Raw genomic sequence first — 16275 nt, 5'->3', positions numbered from 1 at the left:
CGCCGAACAGCTCACGAGGAGACCACATGCCCGTCGACGCCCCCCTGAGCAATGGCCAGCTATGGAGCTGGCGAGAAGTGGAGCGCTACCCCGAGGACTGGATGCGGGACGCCAACCTGCCCACGACCTGGGACCTGCGCGGCCTTCCCCTGGACCGGGTCACGACGGCGTTGCGGCGGCTCGTCGACCGGCACGAATGCCTGCGCACCACCTACCACCTACGAGACGGGCAACCCGTGCAGCGCGTCCACCGAACGGTGACGCCGCCGGTCGAGCACGTGGACCGCGCGGTCACCGACCGCGGCGACCCTGAGCGGACGAAGGAGCAGCTGGCCACGGTCCCGTTCCCGATGACCGACGCGCTGCCCTGGCGCGGCGTGCTCGTCACGACCGACGGAGCCCCGGTCTTCCTCGCGCTGTCGTTCTCCCATCTGATCGTGGACGTGTGGTCGATCCATCATCTGCAGGACCAGTTCCGCGCCCTGGTGGTCGATCCGGACGCCGACGCGCAGATGGGTCCCACCCTGCGCGAGCTGGCCCAGCAGCAGCGCGACGAGTCGTGGCGCGGCCAGCAGGAGAGCTCCGAACGCTACTGGCGGCAAGTGCTCACCGACGGCCTGATGGACAAGCTGCCCACGCTCCCCTCCCGCGCCGAGCGGAACCGGATCGAGGCCACGCTGCACTCACGCCGCCTGAGCGGGCTCGCCGCCGAGGCCGCCAAGCGCCACGGCGTGACACCGCCCGCGGTGCTGATGGCCTTCATCGCCGCCGGCCTGGCCCGGCACACCGACACCGACCGGGTCACGATGAGCCTGATGGCCTCCAACCGGTTCGCCGAGGAGCACCAGCACGTCGTCGGCACCATGAACCAGCTCATCCCGGTCAGCGCCACCGTCGATCCGGGCGCCACGCTGGCCGAGCACGTCAAGCGCTGGCACTGGGCGAGCGCTCGCACGTACCGCTACTCCTGCTACGACTTCGACCGCGTCGCCGCGCTGGCCGCCGACGCGGCCACGCACAGCGGGCAGGAGCCGGGGCACGACTGCTGGTTCAACCACCTGTTCCGCAGCTGGTTCAACTACATGCAGATCGACCGCGCCCCGCTGAACCCCGCCGACCCGACCCCCGCCGAGCTGGTCTGGACGCCCTTGGCTCAGCAGTACGGCCAGGCGTTCCGGGTGCGGGTGGCGGTCCAGGGCGGTCTCACCAGTGTCATGCTGCTGGCGGATCCGACGATCATCCCGCCCGAGGCCGCGACCGACATCCTGCGGGCGATGGCGCTCGGCGTACAGCTCGCGGCGACCGACCCGGACACGTGCCTGAAGGACCTGTGGAGCGCCAGGAGCGAGGGCCTGCCGCCGTCACTGTTCCCCTCTGAGGTACCGGCGCCACCGCACTAGAACGTCCGTGGGCCGGCGCGACAGCCCCCGCCGCGCCGGCCCACGGATCCGCCCGCAGCGACAAAGCATCCGCGAAAAGGCCCGCAGTAGGCACTGCGGGCCTGCCTTCATTCCGGGTTCAGACCAGCACCTCGACCGGCGCCGGGTGGCTCAGGAACGCGGTGGGGCTCGCTGTCAGCCCGTACGCACCGGCCTGGAACAGCACGATCAGATCCCCCACCCCCACCTTCGGCAGCGAGACGTCGTCCCCCAGCAGATCGAGCGGGGTGCACAGGCAGCCGACCACCGTCACGGGCTCCTCGGGCGGGTCGTCCATCCGGTTCCCCACCGCGATCGGATAGTTGCGCCTAATGACCTGGCCGAAGTTGCCCGAGGCCGCGAGCTGGTGGTGCAGGCCGCCGTCCACGACGACGAACACCTTGCCGCGCGACTCCTTGCGGTCCACCACGCGCGTGACGTACACACCCGCCTCGCCGACCAGATAGCGCCCCAGCTCGACGACGAGCCGCGCCTGCGGCAGCCGGGGCCGGACCAGCTCGTCGACCAGTTGCGCCAGATTGTCGCCGATCGGGCCGAGGTCGAGGGGCCGGTCGCGCAGCGCGTACGGGATGCCGAAGCCGCCGCCGATGTTGACATAGCGCACGGGCCCGGGCGCCGCGTCCGCGAACCCGAGAATCAGCTCGACGGTACGGCGCTGCGCCTCGCAGATGTTGTCGACCCGCAGGTTCTGCGACCCGGCGAACACGTGGAAGCCCTGGAAATCGAGGTCGTCGCCGGTCAGCCCGGCCAGGACGGCGGGGATCCGCTCCGCGTCGATGCCGAACTGCTGCGGCCCCCCACCCAGCCGCAGGCCGGACCCGCGGATCGCGAAGTCGGGGTTGACGCGCAACGCGACCCGCGCGGGCACGCCCACGGCGGCACTCGCCGACCGGACCCGTTCCACCTCCAGCTCGGACTCCAGCTCGACGGTGACGCCGGCGGCGACCGCCTGCGTCAGCTCGGCCATGGACTTGCCGGGCCCGGCGAAGCCGATCCGCGAGCCGGGCGTCGGAGTGTCGAGGGCGTGCCGCATCTCCTGCGCGGAGGCCACGTCGAAGCCGTCGACCAGGCCGCTCATGTGCTGGAGCAGGGCCGGCATCGGATTGGCCTTGACCGCGTAGCTGAGCTCGACACCCTCGGGCAGGGCCGCACGCACCGAGGCCACCCGCCGGTTGACCAGCTCCCGGTCATAGGCGAAGAACGGCGTGCTCCCCACGCGGGCGGCCAGCCGCTCCACAGGGATACCGCCCACGGTGAGCTGGCTGTCGTACCTGCCGTACCAGCCGCTCGGGATGGCGGTCACCAGGTCACCGACCTGCGCAGCTCCGTACGGTCGAACTTGCCGTTGCCCGATCTCGGCAGCCGGTCGCGCACCACCACCCGGCGCGGGACCATGTAGCGCGGCAGGTCGCGTTCGAGCGCCTTGACCAGCGTCTCGGTGTCGCACGACGCGCCGCTCGGCCCGCTGACGACGAGCACCACCTGCTGGCCGAGCGTGTCGTCGGCGACGCCGAACGCCACCGCCTCGCCCACCAGCCCGGTGGCGTAGGCCGCCTCCTCGATCTCGCTGGGGCTGACCCGGTATCCGGAAGTCTTGATCATCTCGTCGGTACGTCCCACGAAGTAGATGAATCCCTCGTCGTCGCGGTAGGCGACGTCGCCCGACCAGACCGCGAGCTCGCTCCCCCACGGGCTGCCGCCCGGCGGGTAGGGGCGGAACCGTTCGGCGGTGCGTTCGGGGTCGTTCCAGTAGCCGAGCGCCACGAGCGCGCCACGGTGCACGATCTCCCCCTTCTCGCCGGGCTCGCACACGGCGCCGTCCGGGCGTACGACGAGGATCTCCGCGTTGGGAATCGCCTTCCCGATCGAGTCGGGCCTGCGGTCGACCTGCTCGGGGTCGAGGTAGGTGGAGCGGAACGCCTCCGTCAGCCCGTACATGAGGTACGGCCTGGCCTGCGGGAACGTCGCCCGCAGCGAGTCCAGCGCGGGCTTGGGCAGGCGCCCGCCGGTGTTGGCGAAGTAGCGCAGGCGCCGAGTGGCCGCCTCCGGCCAGGTCTGCGCGGCGAGCTGCAGCCACAGCGGCGGTACGCAGGTCAGCCCGGTGACGCCGTGCCGCGCGCACAGGCGGACGACCGCGCCGGGCACCAGGTAGTTCATCAGTACGACGTGCGCGCCCGCGATGAAGGAGGTGGTGAGCTGGCTGAAGCCGGTGTCGAAGCTCAGGGGGAGCACACCGAGCACCACGTCGTCGCGGGTGTGGCCGAGGTAGTGGGCGACGCTGCGGGCGCCGGCGAGCAGGTTGCGGTGCGACAGGACGACGCCCTTGGGGTTGCCGGTGCTGCCCGAGGTGTAGAGGATCGCCGCCACGTCGGCGTCGATCGCCTCCTCAGGAGCCGGTCCCTCTTCAGCGGCGCCCGCCCGCTCCGGAGCCGGTACCTCGTCGTCGGAGGCGCACAGCTGGGACCAGGTCGTGATCGGGCGCGGCTCCGGGACGCGCGGCCGGTCGCCAATGAGGATCAGGTGGCGCAGCGACTCCACCTCCTGGAGCCGGGCGCCGACCAAGCGGTGCCGCTCGACCGAGGTGACCACCGCGACCGCCCCGCAGTCGGCGGCCACGTAGCCCACCTGCTGCGGCTTGAACAGCGGATTGACCGGGACGAACACCCCGCCGGCCGCGGACACGGCGAGCATGGCGACGACGGTCTCGATCCGCTTCTCCAGGTAGACGACGACCCGCTCACCCCGGCGCAGCCCGAGGCGGCGCAGCCCGCTCGCGGCGCGGCCGACGCGGTGGGCCAGCTCGCCGTAGCTGAGCGTTTCTTCCTGGTACGTCACGGCGGGGCGGTCAGGGTCGCCGCACCGCACCACGTCGTCGACTCGCGTCAGCATCGGCGATCCTCACACTCGTAACGGCGCTCGCTCGTCACCGACGGTTCCTTGGGGGTTAATCAGCGCGAATAGGGCCTGCCACAGCGAGCCGACGGTGTCGAACGTCTCCTCGTTGAGGAGGTCGTCGGGCAGCTCGATGTCGTAGCGGTCCTCGATGTCGGCCAGCAACCGCACGACGCCCATCGAGTCGAGCCCGAGGCCCGCCAGCTCGTCGGACGCGGAGAAGTCGCCCGCGTCCGCGTACGGCAAATGCGAGCGCAGAATATTCTGAAACTCGGGTGGTATTTCCAACATAGTCACCGCGCCACCTCAGGCCGAAAGCCGAGCCGCTCCATGCTGTTCGCTCCGAGCTTGGCCGAATGCGCGACGACGCGTCAAGACCGCCATTCTCGAAAAGCGGCCAGAGCCATTGGCAGGTAATCGCCTTCCGGAGCCGGTCATCGGCGCCCGGTTGTCGCACCCCTGACCGGCGCAGATTATGAAGCACATTAACCGGCTACCGGCGCACATGGGGAGGCTGAGTTGTCCGCCGCGAAGAACGCGAATCTGTGCTGGGGCCAGCGTTACATGTGGCTGAAATACCACCGGCTGCCGCCGGGCGAACGGCATGACACGCACATCGTGCTGCGGCTCGCCATCCCGCACGACGTCACGGTGGCGAACTGCCGCGCGGCGATCAACTACCTGACGCGCCGCCACGAGTCGCTGCGGACCACGTACCACCTCGATCCCGGGCCGGAGCCGCGCCAGCAGGTGCACCCGCCGGCCGCGCTGCCGATCCTCCTGGTGACCACCGAACGCGATGGCACCCCTGGCCCCGCCGAGATCGTCGAACGGCTCGGCACCACCGACTTCCGTCTCGACGCCGACTGGCCGATCCGCGCCTGCGTCATCACCACGGGCGGCACTCCCAAGCAGATCGTCCTGGTGCTCAACCATCTGGCCGTGGACGCGTGGACAGTACGGGAGATCAAGCGCGAGCTCACCGTCCAGTGCGCCGGCTTCAGCTCCCGGCGACCGGCCGCACTGGAACCGGTCCGCAACCAGCCGTCGGACCTGGCCCGGCACGAGTCGTCGGCCGAGGCCACCGCCGTGGCGGCCCGCTCCCTGGCGTACTGGGGCACGGAGATCGCCCGCCTCCCAGCCGACCCGTTCGCCGCCCGACGCGCCCCGACGCCCCCCGACCGCGAGCCGGTCGCGCTCGACGGCAGACCGATAACGCCCAACGGCACGCCCCTGACGTCCGGCCGCGAGCCGCTGACGTCCGAGCCGGTGGCCAGGAGTGCGACGTTGACGTCTCCTTCGCTGCTCGACGCCGTGCGGCGGATCGCCGCCGCGGACCAGGTGTGGCCGTCGCTGGTCCACGTGACCGCGTACACCGTCATGATGGCCGCCTACACCGGCCTCGGGACGGTCGCGCACCTGTCGTTCTCCGGCAACCGCGAGCCCGGCCCGTACGCGGGCGTGATGACGTGCATGTTCGCGCCGATGCTGGTGACCGTCGACTGCCACGACGACCCGACGTTCGCGGAACTGCTGCGCCGGGTGGCCGAGCGTTTCGAGCTCGCCCGGACGCACTCGTCCGCGCCCTACGACGAGGTCGTGGAGCTGGTGTCGCGCGAGGGATCGCGGCGTGGCCGGCCGGTATGCCTCGGGTCGGAGGTCAACTTCATCAAGCAGCGCTCCAGCGAGGCGCGGGCGCGGCGCACCACGTTCGCGTGGAAGACGGTGCCGACGGCCTGGGCGTACGAGGAGATGGACACGTACTTCAGGATCGACGAGTGGCGTGACGCGGTCGTCGTCGGCTTCCACGCCCGGTCCTCGATCATGGGAGCCGGTGACATGGAACGCTTCCTGCGCGGCTACGAGACCGTCCTGCTCACCGGAGGCGATCTTCGGATCAGCGACGTTACGCGCCTCGCCGATTTCAGCGCACCGGCGCCCCACAGCTCAACCGCTCCCGAACGCCGACCGACGTTCGCCCCTGAGGCCGAGCAGGCGCTCGCCGAGGTGGTCCGGCAGGTGAATGGGCTCGGCGAGGTGGACCTGTCCGACAGCTACACGCTCGCCGGCGGCCGGGCCCTGCGGATCCCGCGGGTCCTGGCCCTGCTGGCGGCCCACGGATGGGCGGGCGCCTCCGTCCACCACCTGACCGGCCCCCAGTCGCTGCGGGCGCTGGCCCGCAAGCTGACCCCCGAGATCACCCCGGAAGCCGTCATCGAGTCTCCGAGGCACGTACTCACCCAGCCCTGACCCACCCTGGAGTGGTCCACCATGACAGACGCGCTCGCCGCCCGAGTATCCAAGAGCCACCAGCTCGTCGGCTCCGAAGAGGAGCTGCGCCGGCTGATAGACCGTGAGCTGGCCGCCTCCGACATAGAGAACCTGGTCGTCATGGGCGGCCATTTCATGCTTTTCGAGGACGAGGGAAAGCTCGTTCCCGGCGTCATCGGGGCGCAGGAGTCCGAGGTGATGCGGCGCCGGATCGCCGGCCGGGTGGGGATCTTCCCGGAGTACAGCTGGCGGCTGTCGGCAGACCTCCTCAAGTCGTACGCGCCGACCTGCGCCGACGCGCGGCTGCTCCTGCTGGTCAACGACTGGCAGTACGTCCCCACGTCGGGCCGGCCGGCGAGCGAGCTGCGGGCGGAGTTCTTCGAGCGCTTCACCGGGCTGCCCGCGGAGTACGAGCGGATCCTGGGCGAGGCCGGGTTCGGCCCTGAGCGCGTGCTGGCGAGCCGCAAGCACCCGCTGGCCTTCCCCGAGACCTGGCTCAAGTACCGCTTCCAGAAGGCCGCCGACCGGTTCGTCAAGCAGGGGCGGCTGGAGAAGCGCTACCTCGAGTCGGGCACGAAGGACACCGAGGTGGCCTTCCTCGACGACGAGGGCAACTACCGCACGCTGATCAGCTGCGGCATCACCGGATGCGCCGGCGAGATCACCGAGATGATCTCGGAGGTGCACAACGCCGGGTACCGGGCGATCGTCATCTTCGCGCCTGGCGAGTGTCTCGCACCCGTCCAGACGGGCGTCGTCATCGCCCTGGAGCTCTACCGCCTGTCGGACATGCTGGTGATCATCGCCGACCCCGGCGGGAGCGGGGAGATGTCCACGGACGAGATCTACTCGAAGCTCGTGACGGTCAGCACGTTCAGGAGCTGACGCGGCGCGAGACGGACCACCGAAAGTGACGGGCCGCCCATGAAGATCATTTATCTGGACAACTGCGCCACCACCCGCGTGGACGACGAAGTGGTCGACGCGATGCTGCCGTACCTGAGAGAGGACTTCGGCAACCCGTCCTCGCCGCACGTCCTCGGCAAGCGGGCCCGCCGCGCGGTGGACCTCGCCGCCGTGTCCGTGGCCGAGCTCCTGGGCGCCGACCCGCGCGGCATCGTCTTCACCTCCGGCGCGACCGAGAGCAACAACATCGCGCTGCTGGGCATGTTCGCCCATGAGGAGCGCGCGCCCGTCAACGCGCTGTTCTGCCCGACCGACCACAAGTCCGCGCTGTCCATCGGCCGGGCGCTGGCCGGGCGGGGCATCGAGACCCGCACGATGGCGGTACGCCAGGACGGGCTGATCGACCTGACCCGAATGGCCGAGCAGCTCGACGTCCGCTCCCGCGTCGCCACCGCCGCCCTGGTCAACAGCGAGATCGGCACCATCCAGCCGATGTCGGAGCTGGCCGCACTCTGCCACGAGGTCGGCTGCCTGCTGCACGTGGACGCCGCCCAGGCGGCCGGCCGGATCCCGATCGACGTGGTCGAGGCCGGGGTGGACACGCTGTCGATCTCCGGGCACAAGGTGCGCGGCCCGAAGGGCATCGGCGCCCTGTACGTGCGGCCCGGCGTACGCCTGCGGCCGATCACGTACGGCGGCGGCCAGTACGAGCTGCGCAGCGGGACCATCCCGACGCACCTCGTGGTCGGGCTGGGCAAGGCGTGCGAGCTGGCGCTGCGGCGGCTCGACGACGACTGGATGCGGGCCGTACGGCTGCGTGAGGCGGCCCTCGACCTGCTCACCACCCGGCTCCCGGGTGTACGGATCAACGGCGATCCGCTCAACGGAGTGCCTCATGTGCTCAACCTGGTGCTGCCCGGGGTCCGGGGGGAGAGTCTGGTCTCCAGCCTGCGTACCGTGGCCGTGTCCACCGGGTCCGCGTGCAACTCCGACTCCCAGGAGCCGTCACACGTCCTGACGGCGATCGGGGTGAGCGCCGAGGACGCGAACAGCTCCATCCGGATGTGCCTCGACCCGCGCATGGCGTTCGACGAGCTGCTGCGGGGTGTCGAGCTGGTCTGCGAGCGGGCCCTGGACCTGGCCGAGGTGTCGGTCGCGATGCAGGCCACATGACGTACGGCAGCGGGCCCGCCGGGGGCGGGCCCGCACAGACGACCGAACACTTGTCACGCGCCGTTGGGCAGGAACTTCCTGGCCGCCTGCACCCCGGCCTGGAATCGGCTGGTCGCGTCGAGGTCGCGCATCAGCGTGGCGATGTGCCGGCGGCAGCTGCGTACCGACATGCCCAGTTTGCGCGCCACGACCTCGTCGGTGTAGCCCTTGGCCATCAGCGCCGCGATGGCCTGCTGCAGGTCGTCGGCCACGTCGGCGTACCCGGCCTCGACCCCTTCCAGCGGCGTGGCCGTCTCCCACAGGTGGTTGAACAGGTCCAGCAGGAACTGCGCGACCCCGTGGTTGTGCACCCGCGCCACGTTGGTCTCCCCGTCCGACAGCCCGAACAGCACCACCAGCGACCGGTCGAACACCACGGCCGAGCGCGGAATGTGGCTGACGGTGCACACCGAGGCCCCCGCGTCGGTCAGCTTCTTCATCCGCATCCGGGTGGCGAGGTCGGCCCGGTTGCGGTGCTGGCAGATGATGCGCACCGTGATCCCCCGCCCGAGCAGCGGTGAGTACGCCTGCGACAGCTCATCCGCGTCCGTCAAGCTCGACTGGAGCACCAGCACCTCGTCCCGGCACGAGTCGCCGGCCGTCTTCAGGAAGCCCCGGACCTCCATCGACCCCACCAGATATTCGATCGCGCTGGGCGCCGAGGTCCCGCCGGTGTAGTCCTGCCGGAACACGTTGATCCGCTCGCGGATCTGGTCGATCAGCTCCCGGCGCTGGTAGATCTCCCGTTCGACGGAGGAGACCAGCGAAGCCGCGGCCACCTCGGGATCCACGGGGACGAACCGGCGGCCCGCCCTGTCCTCCATCATGAGCAGGCGGTTCTCCACCAGGTGGGCCACCGCCTCGTGCATCTCATGCAGGCCAATGCCGAGATCGGCGGCGGCCACCTCAAGCGCCTCGATCGCTCCCTTGCGGGCCGCGTAACGGTAAACGTCGGTGGCGTGGTCGCCGCCCACGGGGGCCATCCCCGGAAAGAACGGAATAGTCGTCATCACGATCTCCCATCAACTCAACGGAACTCTCAGGTGACCAGAACTCTCAGGTGAAGGTTGGGAAGCGGCGGTTGAAACGGAACGCTCAGGTGAAGGTTCGAGTGCGGCGGTTGAACAGGAACAGCGACAGGCCGAGCAGCGCCGCCGCCATCCCGGAGAGCACGGCGACCTCGGGGAGCACCGTGCCGATGCCCGTGCCCGGCTTGGTCAGCGCCAGCAGCGCGTCCATGCCCCAGGCGTGCGGGAACAGGTAACCGAGCGAGTTGAGGAAGTCCCCCGCCGACTCCCTGGGCCACAGGCAGCCGCCCAGCATGCCGAGCACGATGCCCAGCGGCGGGCCGATGGCGGGCGCCTGGGCGGGCGAGCGTACGAGGCTGCCGACCAGGATCGCGGCACCGGTGGCCACCAGGGAGAACGAGCCGACCACCGCGGCGACGCCCAGCGGGTCGCCCCACGACACGCCGAACACCAGCGAGCTGACCACCATGATCAACAACGACTGCGCGACGGCCACGGCGAACCTGCTCAGCGCCTCCCCCGCGAGCACCGACCGGCGCCTGACGGGGGCGGTGAGTGCGCGCTGGATCATCCCGAGCCGCCTGCTCTCGGCGAGCGCGGCGGCCACGGCCATGGAATTGATGAAGGTGAACAGCAGCAGGTTGGCCGGGGCCGTGTAGGCGAAGCCCCTGGGGGTGGCGCCGGGCGTACCGGAGCCGACGACCGCGACGCGGCCCGAGTCGGCCTGTGCCTCGCGCACGCGCGCGGCGGCCTGCGCGGGCGTGGCGCCCGCGGCCTCGACGGCCCTGGTGGCCTCAAGTACGGCGGCCACCCGGCCGACCGCGACATCGACGGCGCTGCGGGCCGCCATGCCGCTGCCGTTCATCTGGGTCATGACGAGTTCGAGCTTGGTGGAGCCGGCCGGGATCACCAGCCCGGCGGCGAGGGACCCTTCGCGTACGCCCGACTGGAGGTCCTGCTTGGTCGCCACGGTCGTGATGGCGAGGTCGGGGTGCGCGCGCAGCTCCTTGAGTACGGCGGCCGTGACGGGGTCGGAGCCGGTGGCCACGACGCCGACGGGCAGCTTGGCGGCCCCCACGGCACCCCCGCCGAGCGCCATGCCGACGAACACGATGTTGACGAACGGCATGATCACCATGAAGAACAGGCCGACCTTGTCGCGGGATAGCCGCCGCAGGTTCGCCGCCACCAGCGCCAAAATAGGACGTGGCCTCATCCGAGGAGCCCCTTCCTGAAGCCGGCCGCGGCCAGGCCGCCCGCCACCAGCGCGATCGCGCACAGCACGCCGATCGGGACGATCACCGTGGTCAGTCCCCCGCCGGAGCCCGCGAGCCGGATCAGCCCGGTCGACGTCCAGCCGTTCGGGGTGAGCAGCGCCACCTTCTGCAGGAAGCCGGGCAGGTTGTACAGCGGCACCAGGCTGCCGCCGAAGAACGCCATCACGAACGAGACGACCATGGTCACCCCGTCGGCCTGGGCGTCGGTCTTGGCCCGGCTGGCCACCAGCATGGTGATCGCGGCGGCCGCGAGCACGTGCGCGACCAGCAGCGCGAAGACCGCCACCGGGTCACCCCAGCTGGTGCCGAAGATGAGCGAGGAGGACGCCCAGGTGGCGACGACGCTGACCACGCCCAGCCCGAACCCCACCAGGGCCTTGCCGGCGATCGGCGTCCACTGCGGGATGGGCCCGGCCCGCATCCGGTCGAGCGTGCCCTGCCGCCGCTCGGTGAGCAGGCTCCTGAACGAGGCGCCCACCACGAAGAAGGCGAACAGGGCGGCCATGCCGGAGCCGTAGTACACCGACAGGTCGATCTTGCCGCCCTCCATGGGGTCGTCGGCCAGGCTCAGTCCGGGCCCGGCGGCGCCGTTGCGCTCCACCAGCTCCTTCACCCGGTCGCCGGGCACGCCGTACGCGAGGGAGGCGCGGACCGCGAGCGTGCGGGCGTCCACCACCGAGGAGATGCGGTCGACGATGGCGTTCGCCACCACGCCGGCCAGCGGCGACTCGGCGGAGGTGAGCACCGCGACCTGTCCGCCCGAACCCGCGCCGACGCTCTTGGTGAACCCCTGCGGGAACACGATGGCCGACCCGATGTCGCCGGCGTCGAGCGAGCGCTGCGCCTCCTGCCTGCTGGGCAGGTCGCGCAAAGTCAGCGTGCCCTTGAGCTGTTCGTTGGACATGACCTCCCGCCGCACGCTGGCGGAGAACTCGCCGCGGTCGAGGTCGACGAAGCCGATCGTGGCCCGCAGCGGCGGGTCGTCCCCGCCCAGGGCGAGGCCGAACAGGGTGGCCAGCGCGATGGGCACGATCAGGGCGACCACCAGGGCGGTTCCATCGCGTACCCGGGTACGCAGTTCCAGCGCGGCGACGGACATCAGGGGTCTCAGCATGATCAGTCCCGCAGCTTGCTGCCGGTGAGGTGGAGGAAGGTGGCCTCCAGGTCGGGTTCGATGACCTCGACGGCGGTCACGGTGGCGCGGCCGTCCACGGCGGTGATGATCGCGGGCAGCACGTAGCGGCCGCCTTCCGCGAGCAGCCGCACCGAACCGGTGCCGGTCCTGACCGCCTCGACGACGCCTTCCAGCGCCTGGAGCTTGTCGAACGCGCCGTCCACGTCGCCGTCGAGCATCAGCTCGATCTTGTCGGCGCTGCCGACCATGGCGACGAGCTCGTGGCGGGTGCCCTCGGCGACGATCCGGCCGTGGTCGATGATCCCGACCCGGTGGCAGACCCGCTCGACCTCCTCCATGTAGTGCGAGGTGTAGAGCAGGGCCATGCCGTCGGCCACCAGCCGCTCCACGCCGTCGAGGATGGCCTTGCGGCTCTGCGGGTCGACGCCGACGGTCGGCTCGTCCAGGATGAGCACCTCGGGCCGGTGCAGCAGGGCCGCGCCGATGTTGATCCGCCGCTTCATGCCGCCCGAGTACGTACCGAGCTTGCCGTCAGCCCGGTCCGACAGCCCGACCAGGTCGAGCACCTCGTCGATGCGCGCCGCCAGCTCCCGTCGCGGCAGACCGAACAGCCGGCCGAAGAAGCGCAGGTTCTCCCGCCCGGTCAGCTCCGGGTAGAGCGCGATCTCCTGCGGCACGTAGCCGATCTTCGCCTTGGCGGCCAGTGGCTCGGCGGCGAGGTCCGTGCCGCACACCGTCACGTTCCCGGTGCCGGGCTTGAGCAGGCCGACGAGCATGGAGATCGTGGTCGTCTTGCCCGCGCCGTTCGGCCCGAGCAGTCCGTACGCCTCGCCGGGGGCGATGGCGAACCCCACATCCTGTACGGCGAGCACGTCGCCGAACCTCTTGCTCAGGCCGGTACAGGCCAGAGTCGCGGTCATCGGCCCCACCCGTCCGGCTCGCCCTTGTCGCTGGTGTTGCCCGCGCAGACCTGGCGTTCCAGGTCGACGCCGAGCTGGTGGTCGAGCGGGCTGTTGCCGGTCACCCGGTTCCACAGGATGTGGTTGTCCACGGCGTCGTCGCCTCCCCAGTCCTTGGACGAGCCCATGACGAACGCGGCGCCCATGACCGACTCGCCGCTGGGATGGTTGTCGTGGATCCGGTTGTCCACGACGCTGACCCGGTGCGTCCCGATCAGCGCCAGGCCCACGCCGGACATCGGCGGGCCCGCGGCGCCCAGCGCGTCGGGGGCGTCGCCGCCCGCGGCCAGGCCGTTGCCGTACAGGTCGTTGCCCGAGACGAGGCAGTCGCGCACGCCGCCGTCGGGCTCGCCTTCGTAGGTCTGGTTGAGCATCAGCAGCCCGGCGGCGTTGCCGTGGCAGGAGTTGCGTAGCACCCGGACGCGGGAGGAGTTGTCGACGAAGATGCCGAAGGCGTTGGCGAAGCTCTCGTTGTCGGCCACCAGCCCATCGGCCTCGGGGCAGAAGCTGACCGCGATGCCGCCGTACTGGCTGCCCGACGTGGTGCAGCCGGTCACCTCGCACCGGCTCGACTCGCGCACGTAGACGCCCCAGACGGCGTTGCCGGCCGTCTCGACATCCCGCACGGTCAGGCCGGTCACGGTGTGGGCGTAGATCCCCGCGCCGGTCGAGCCGCGCACGCTCAGCCCGGCTATCGTGACGTCGCCGACGCCGTGCAGGCTGATGCCGCTGACGACGTCCGCCGCCGCGTCGTGCAGCTTCGGGATCCCCGCCGGTACGGAGTCTCCCGGGACCAGCACCGTACGGCCCGCCCCGGCGCCGGTCAGTGTCACGCCGTTGTGCCTGATCCAGACGTTCTCCGCGTACGTGCCCGCCGCCAGCTCGATCGTCGCTCCGGCGCCCGCCTCGTCCAGCGCCCGCTGGATCGACTCACCGGGCTTCACCTGGGACATCCTGGGTCTCCCTCCCCGTCGCCGTACACGATCGCCAGGGAGACGAGCAGTCCCGCGCCCATCCCCCACCGGGCCTCCCCGGCCACCCGGCCCCGGCGCGGCGCCAGCCGTACCAGGGCCGCCTGCTCGCTCGCGCCCCGGACGGCGTAGGACGAGCCGCCCGTCAGCGCGAGCCCGGTCGAGGCGGTCAGCTCCGCGGCCGCCTCGTCGAGCAGCCGCCGCGCCCAGGCGGCGGGCCGTCCGGCACGGGCCTCGAAGTCGTGCCAGGTGAAGCCGGGCGGACGCCCGCCCACCGCCTTGATGAAGCTCTCCTTGACGGAGAAGGCCACCTCCTCCGCGCCCAGCTCGCGCTCGGCGGGCGTGGTGAGGTGCTCGGTGAACACGGCACCGCCGCGCCCGGCCGCCCTGGCGAGCCGCTCCGCGTCCACAATGTCCACTCCGACCAGCACGGGAGGAGACACGGGCGGGGCGACCGGCCGGACGACCGGCAGCACGGCCGTCCACGCGTCCGACCGCATGACCTGCTGCCCGCCAGACAACGTCATGCCGCGACCTTGGCGCAGCGGGCCACGAACGGTTCGAGGACCGCGTTGTACTCGTCCGGCCGCTCGATCATCGGGATGTGCCCACTCTCCTCGACCACCACCACGTCGTTCTCCGGGTAGTCGGCCAGCAGCTCCAGCCACGGGCCGACCGGCGTCATCCGGTCGTGCCTGCCCCAGACGTACAGGGACGGGCAGCGGACCCTGTCCAGCGCCGGCTTGACCTGGTAGCGGCGGGTGGCCTTGAGGCTGCGGGCCATGCTGACCATGGACTCCGGCTGCCGGAGCATGGTGCCGACCTCGTCCATCTGCGCCCGCGTGAAGTACGGCTCCGTACCGTGGAAGAGCGCGGACACCATGCGGACGCCGAAGTCGTCACCGAACGGCTGCACGCTGGCCCGGCGGTCGAAGCTCAGGCCAACGTCGGGGTCGGGGGTCAGTCCGGGGGCGCCGCTCACCACGATGCCCTTGATCCGCTCGGGGCGGCGGCCGGCCAGGTCGATGGCGACCAGGCCGCCGAGTGAGTTGGCGCAGAGGACCAGGTCCTCGACGCCGGCCTCGTCGCAGGCGGCCAGCAGCGCGTCGCCGAGCCGCTCGATCGAGCCGGCCACCCGGCGGTCGAGCGCGCAGATCGCCTCATGCGTACGCAGCACCGGCACGCCGGCCTCCGCCAGGTAGCGGTAGGGGTGCTCCCAGATCCAGCCGCCGGCGAACAGCGCGGACATGAAGACCACGGCGGGCCCGCCCTCGCGGTCGCCGAGCCGGTGCTCGGTGGTGAAGTCGGACATGAAGGCTCCAGTCACAGTAGGGAGGCGTCGCCCGGGACCCACCCGCAGCCGCAGGCGGCGTCCGGTCCGACCCGGACGACGGTGTCGCAGTCGGGGCAGCGGGCGTACTCGCGGATGTCGGAGGGGATCCAGACGCTGGTGAGCACCCGGGTGCACAGGCCGCCCTTGAAGAAGCGGCGCATGCTCCGCTGGTGCGGCCGGGCGTGCACCGCGCGGACGGACTCGGGGCGGTCGAAGGCGGTCACGGTGAACTTGCGGTCGCCGACGTCGAACGTCGCCAGGCCGAGGAAGCCCTTGGAGGCCCGCAGCGACTTGACGACCTCCACGCTGAGCAGGTCCACGTCCGCCGCCTCCGCGTCGTCGCGGACCTCCAGCCAGGTCAGGGTCAGTACGCCCGGCGGCTCGGTACGCCCGGAGGGAACGCGCGCGCTGACGCCGAACTGCCTGATCCCGCCCGTCTCCGCATCGGCCGCCGGCACGAACCGGGCCGAGTAGCCGAGCGCCTCCGCGACCGCCAGCCGGTCGAAGCGGCGCCGCACACGCGGACCGTCCGGGCCGAGGGTCACCAGGTCGCTCCCCTGGACGCCGACGGTCCCGCCGACGGCGGGCATGCCCAGGTAGGGGGCGCGGTGGTCGGCCTGGAGCGTCCACCAGAGCGTGACGGCCTCGCCGTCGCCGACGACCTCGTCCACGACGAATTTCGGCCGCTGGAAGCGGGCCAGCGCGGCGGCGGCGTGGGCGGCCAGCGCGGCCCCGCTCAGCTCGCCGCCGGAGTCTGGGTCGCTGTAGGAGGCGGCGGTGGCGGCCACGGCCTCGGGGTCACCGGCCTGCCACGCCTCAAGGTGCCGCTCGGCGGCCTTCCTGGCGTCCATG

General features: G+C 71.3%; 15 protein-coding genes. 4 read left to right on the top strand and 11 right to left on the bottom strand.

Translation table 11 applies throughout. From position 1 onward, the window contains the following. Positions 1-26: 26 nt before the first annotated feature. Positions 27-1400, top strand: coding sequence for a condensation domain-containing protein (locus tag ACIBO2_RS03690; protein WP_397295183.1), 1374 nt, complete (start codon positions 27-29; stop codon positions 1398-1400). Positions 1401-1518: 118 nt separating this feature from the next. On the opposite strand, the gene ACIBO2_RS03685 is transcribed toward ACIBO2_RS03690, so the two are convergent. Genes ACIBO2_RS03685 through ACIBO2_RS03675 form a run of 3 tightly spaced genes read right to left on the bottom strand, consistent with a single transcriptional unit; the run spans position 1519 to position 4577 of the window. Continuing rightward, positions 1519-2742 carry a pyridoxal-dependent decarboxylase, exosortase A system-associated gene (locus tag ACIBO2_RS03685; RefSeq protein WP_397295181.1) on the bottom strand — a complete coding sequence of 408 codons (1224 nt, stop codon included), beginning with the start codon at positions 2740-2742 and terminating at the stop codon, positions 1519-1521. Further along, entirely contained in the window at positions 2739-4328 is a 1590-nt protein-coding gene (locus ACIBO2_RS03680; protein ID WP_397295179.1) for an acyl-CoA ligase (AMP-forming), exosortase A system-associated, read from the bottom strand. Before ACIBO2_RS03680 ends, ACIBO2_RS03685 begins: the two co-directional genes overlap by 4 nt. A 9-nt stretch (positions 4329-4337) precedes the next feature. After that, positions 4338-4577 carry a phosphopantetheine-binding protein gene (locus ACIBO2_RS03675; RefSeq protein WP_358536514.1) on the bottom strand — a complete coding sequence of 80 codons (240 nt, stop codon included), beginning with the start codon at positions 4575-4577 and terminating at the stop codon, positions 4338-4340. Positions 4578-4850: 273 nt separating this feature from the next. Between ACIBO2_RS03675 and ACIBO2_RS03670 the strand changes: the two genes are divergently transcribed. The 3 genes from ACIBO2_RS03670 to ACIBO2_RS03660 are packed head-to-tail and all read left to right on the top strand — an operon-like array spanning position 4851 to position 8681. Continuing rightward, the gene (locus tag ACIBO2_RS03670; protein ID WP_397295177.1) at positions 4851-6581 is read left to right on the top strand and encodes a condensation domain-containing protein; all 1731 of its coding nucleotides are present in this window, start codon (positions 4851-4853) and stop codon (positions 6579-6581) included. Positions 6582-6602: 21 nt separating this feature from the next. Next, a complete protein-coding gene (locus tag ACIBO2_RS03665; protein ID WP_397295175.1) occupies positions 6603-7487 on the top strand; it encodes a hypothetical protein in 885 nt (294 codons plus the stop codon). A gap of 39 nt (positions 7488-7526) precedes the next feature. After that, positions 7527-8681 carry a cysteine desulfurase family protein gene (locus ACIBO2_RS03660; RefSeq protein ID WP_397295173.1) on the top strand — a complete coding sequence of 385 codons (1155 nt, stop codon included), beginning with the start codon at positions 7527-7529 and terminating at the stop codon, positions 8679-8681. Between the two features lie 53 nt (positions 8682-8734). Here the strand turns inward: ACIBO2_RS03660 and ACIBO2_RS03655 are convergent, their stop codons facing one another. From ACIBO2_RS03655 to ACIBO2_RS03620, 8 genes are all read right to left on the bottom strand, one after another. Beyond that, the gene (locus tag ACIBO2_RS03655; RefSeq protein WP_397295171.1) at positions 8735-9730 is read right to left on the bottom strand and encodes a hypothetical protein; all 996 of its coding nucleotides are present in this window, start codon (positions 9728-9730) and stop codon (positions 8735-8737) included. A gap of 85 nt (positions 9731-9815) precedes the next feature. Further along, the gene (locus ACIBO2_RS03650; RefSeq protein WP_358536502.1) at positions 9816-10964 is read right to left on the bottom strand and encodes an ABC transporter permease; all 1149 of its coding nucleotides are present in this window, start codon (positions 10962-10964) and stop codon (positions 9816-9818) included. Next, on the bottom strand, positions 10961-12139 hold the full coding sequence (locus ACIBO2_RS03645) for an ABC transporter permease (protein WP_358536500.1): 1179 nt from the start codon (positions 12137-12139) through the stop codon (positions 10961-10963). The genes ACIBO2_RS03650 and ACIBO2_RS03645 overlap by 4 nt, the downstream gene beginning before the upstream one ends. Positions 12140-12141: 2 nt before the next feature. Then, entirely contained in the window at positions 12142-13080 is a 939-nt protein-coding gene (locus tag ACIBO2_RS03640) for an ABC transporter ATP-binding protein (RefSeq protein WP_397295168.1), read from the bottom strand. Next, on the bottom strand, positions 13077-14072 hold the full coding sequence (locus tag ACIBO2_RS03635) for a nitrous oxide reductase family maturation protein NosD (protein WP_397295166.1): 996 nt from the start codon (positions 14070-14072) through the stop codon (positions 13077-13079). The genes ACIBO2_RS03640 and ACIBO2_RS03635 overlap by 4 nt, the downstream gene beginning before the upstream one ends. Continuing rightward, positions 14060-14617, bottom strand: coding sequence for a hypothetical protein (locus ACIBO2_RS03630; RefSeq protein WP_358536493.1), 558 nt, complete (start codon positions 14615-14617; stop codon positions 14060-14062). The genes ACIBO2_RS03635 and ACIBO2_RS03630 overlap by 13 nt, the downstream gene beginning before the upstream one ends. Further along, entirely contained in the window at positions 14614-15402 is a 789-nt protein-coding gene (locus ACIBO2_RS03625) for an alpha/beta hydrolase (protein WP_358536491.1), read from the bottom strand. Before ACIBO2_RS03625 ends, ACIBO2_RS03630 begins: the two co-directional genes overlap by 4 nt. Before the next feature lie 11 nt (positions 15403-15413). Continuing rightward, positions 15414-16274, bottom strand: a complete 861-nt coding sequence (locus ACIBO2_RS03620) for a nuclear transport factor 2 family protein (RefSeq protein WP_358536489.1) — start codon at positions 16272-16274, stop codon at positions 15414-15416. Position 16275: the final 1 nt, after the last annotated feature.

The sequence above is a fragment of the Nonomuraea sp. NPDC050022 genome, from assembly GCF_044460705.1.
Taxonomy (GTDB): Bacteria; Actinomycetota; Actinomycetes; order Streptosporangiales; family Streptosporangiaceae; genus Nonomuraea.
Note: the sequence above shows the minus strand (reverse complement) of the source record. Positions and strands in the feature narration are given on the sequence as shown.

Bases quoted from the DNA above. Each gene is read 5' to 3' on its own strand.
- ACIBO2_RS03690 (WP_397295183.1), top strand. From the start codon at position 27: ATGCCCGTCGACGCCCCCCTGAGCAATGGCCAGCTATGGAGCTGGCGA.
- ACIBO2_RS03680 (WP_397295179.1), bottom strand. From the start codon at position 4,328: ATGCTGACGCGAGTCGACGACGTGGTGCGGTGCGGCGACCCTGACCGC.
- ACIBO2_RS03665 (WP_397295175.1), top strand. From the start codon at position 6,603: ATGACAGACGCGCTCGCCGCCCGAGTATCCAAGAGCCACCAGCTCGTC.
- ACIBO2_RS03660 (WP_397295173.1), top strand. From the start codon at position 7,527: ATGAAGATCATTTATCTGGACAACTGCGCCACCACCCGCGTGGACGAC.
- ACIBO2_RS03655 (WP_397295171.1), bottom strand. From the start codon at position 9,730: ATGACGACTATTCCGTTCTTTCCGGGGATGGCCCCCGTGGGCGGCGAC.
- ACIBO2_RS03650 (WP_358536502.1), bottom strand. From the start codon at position 10,964: ATGAGGCCACGTCCTATTTTGGCGCTGGTGGCGGCGAACCTGCGGCGG.
- ACIBO2_RS03645 (WP_358536500.1), bottom strand. From the start codon at position 12,139: ATGCTGAGACCCCTGATGTCCGTCGCCGCGCTGGAACTGCGTACCCGG.
- ACIBO2_RS03640 (WP_397295168.1), bottom strand. From the start codon at position 13,080: ATGACCGCGACTCTGGCCTGTACCGGCCTGAGCAAGAGGTTCGGCGAC.
- ACIBO2_RS03635 (WP_397295166.1), bottom strand. From the start codon at position 14,072: ATGTCCCAGGTGAAGCCCGGTGAGTCGATCCAGCGGGCGCTGGACGAG.
- ACIBO2_RS03630 (WP_358536493.1), bottom strand. From the start codon at position 14,617: ATGACGTTGTCTGGCGGGCAGCAGGTCATGCGGTCGGACGCGTGGACG.
- ACIBO2_RS03625 (WP_358536491.1), bottom strand. From the start codon at position 15,402: ATGTCCGACTTCACCACCGAGCACCGGCTCGGCGACCGCGAGGGCGGG.
- ACIBO2_RS03620 (WP_358536489.1), bottom strand. From the start codon at position 16,274: ATGGACGCCAGGAAGGCCGCCGAGCGGCACCTTGAGGCGTGGCAGGCC.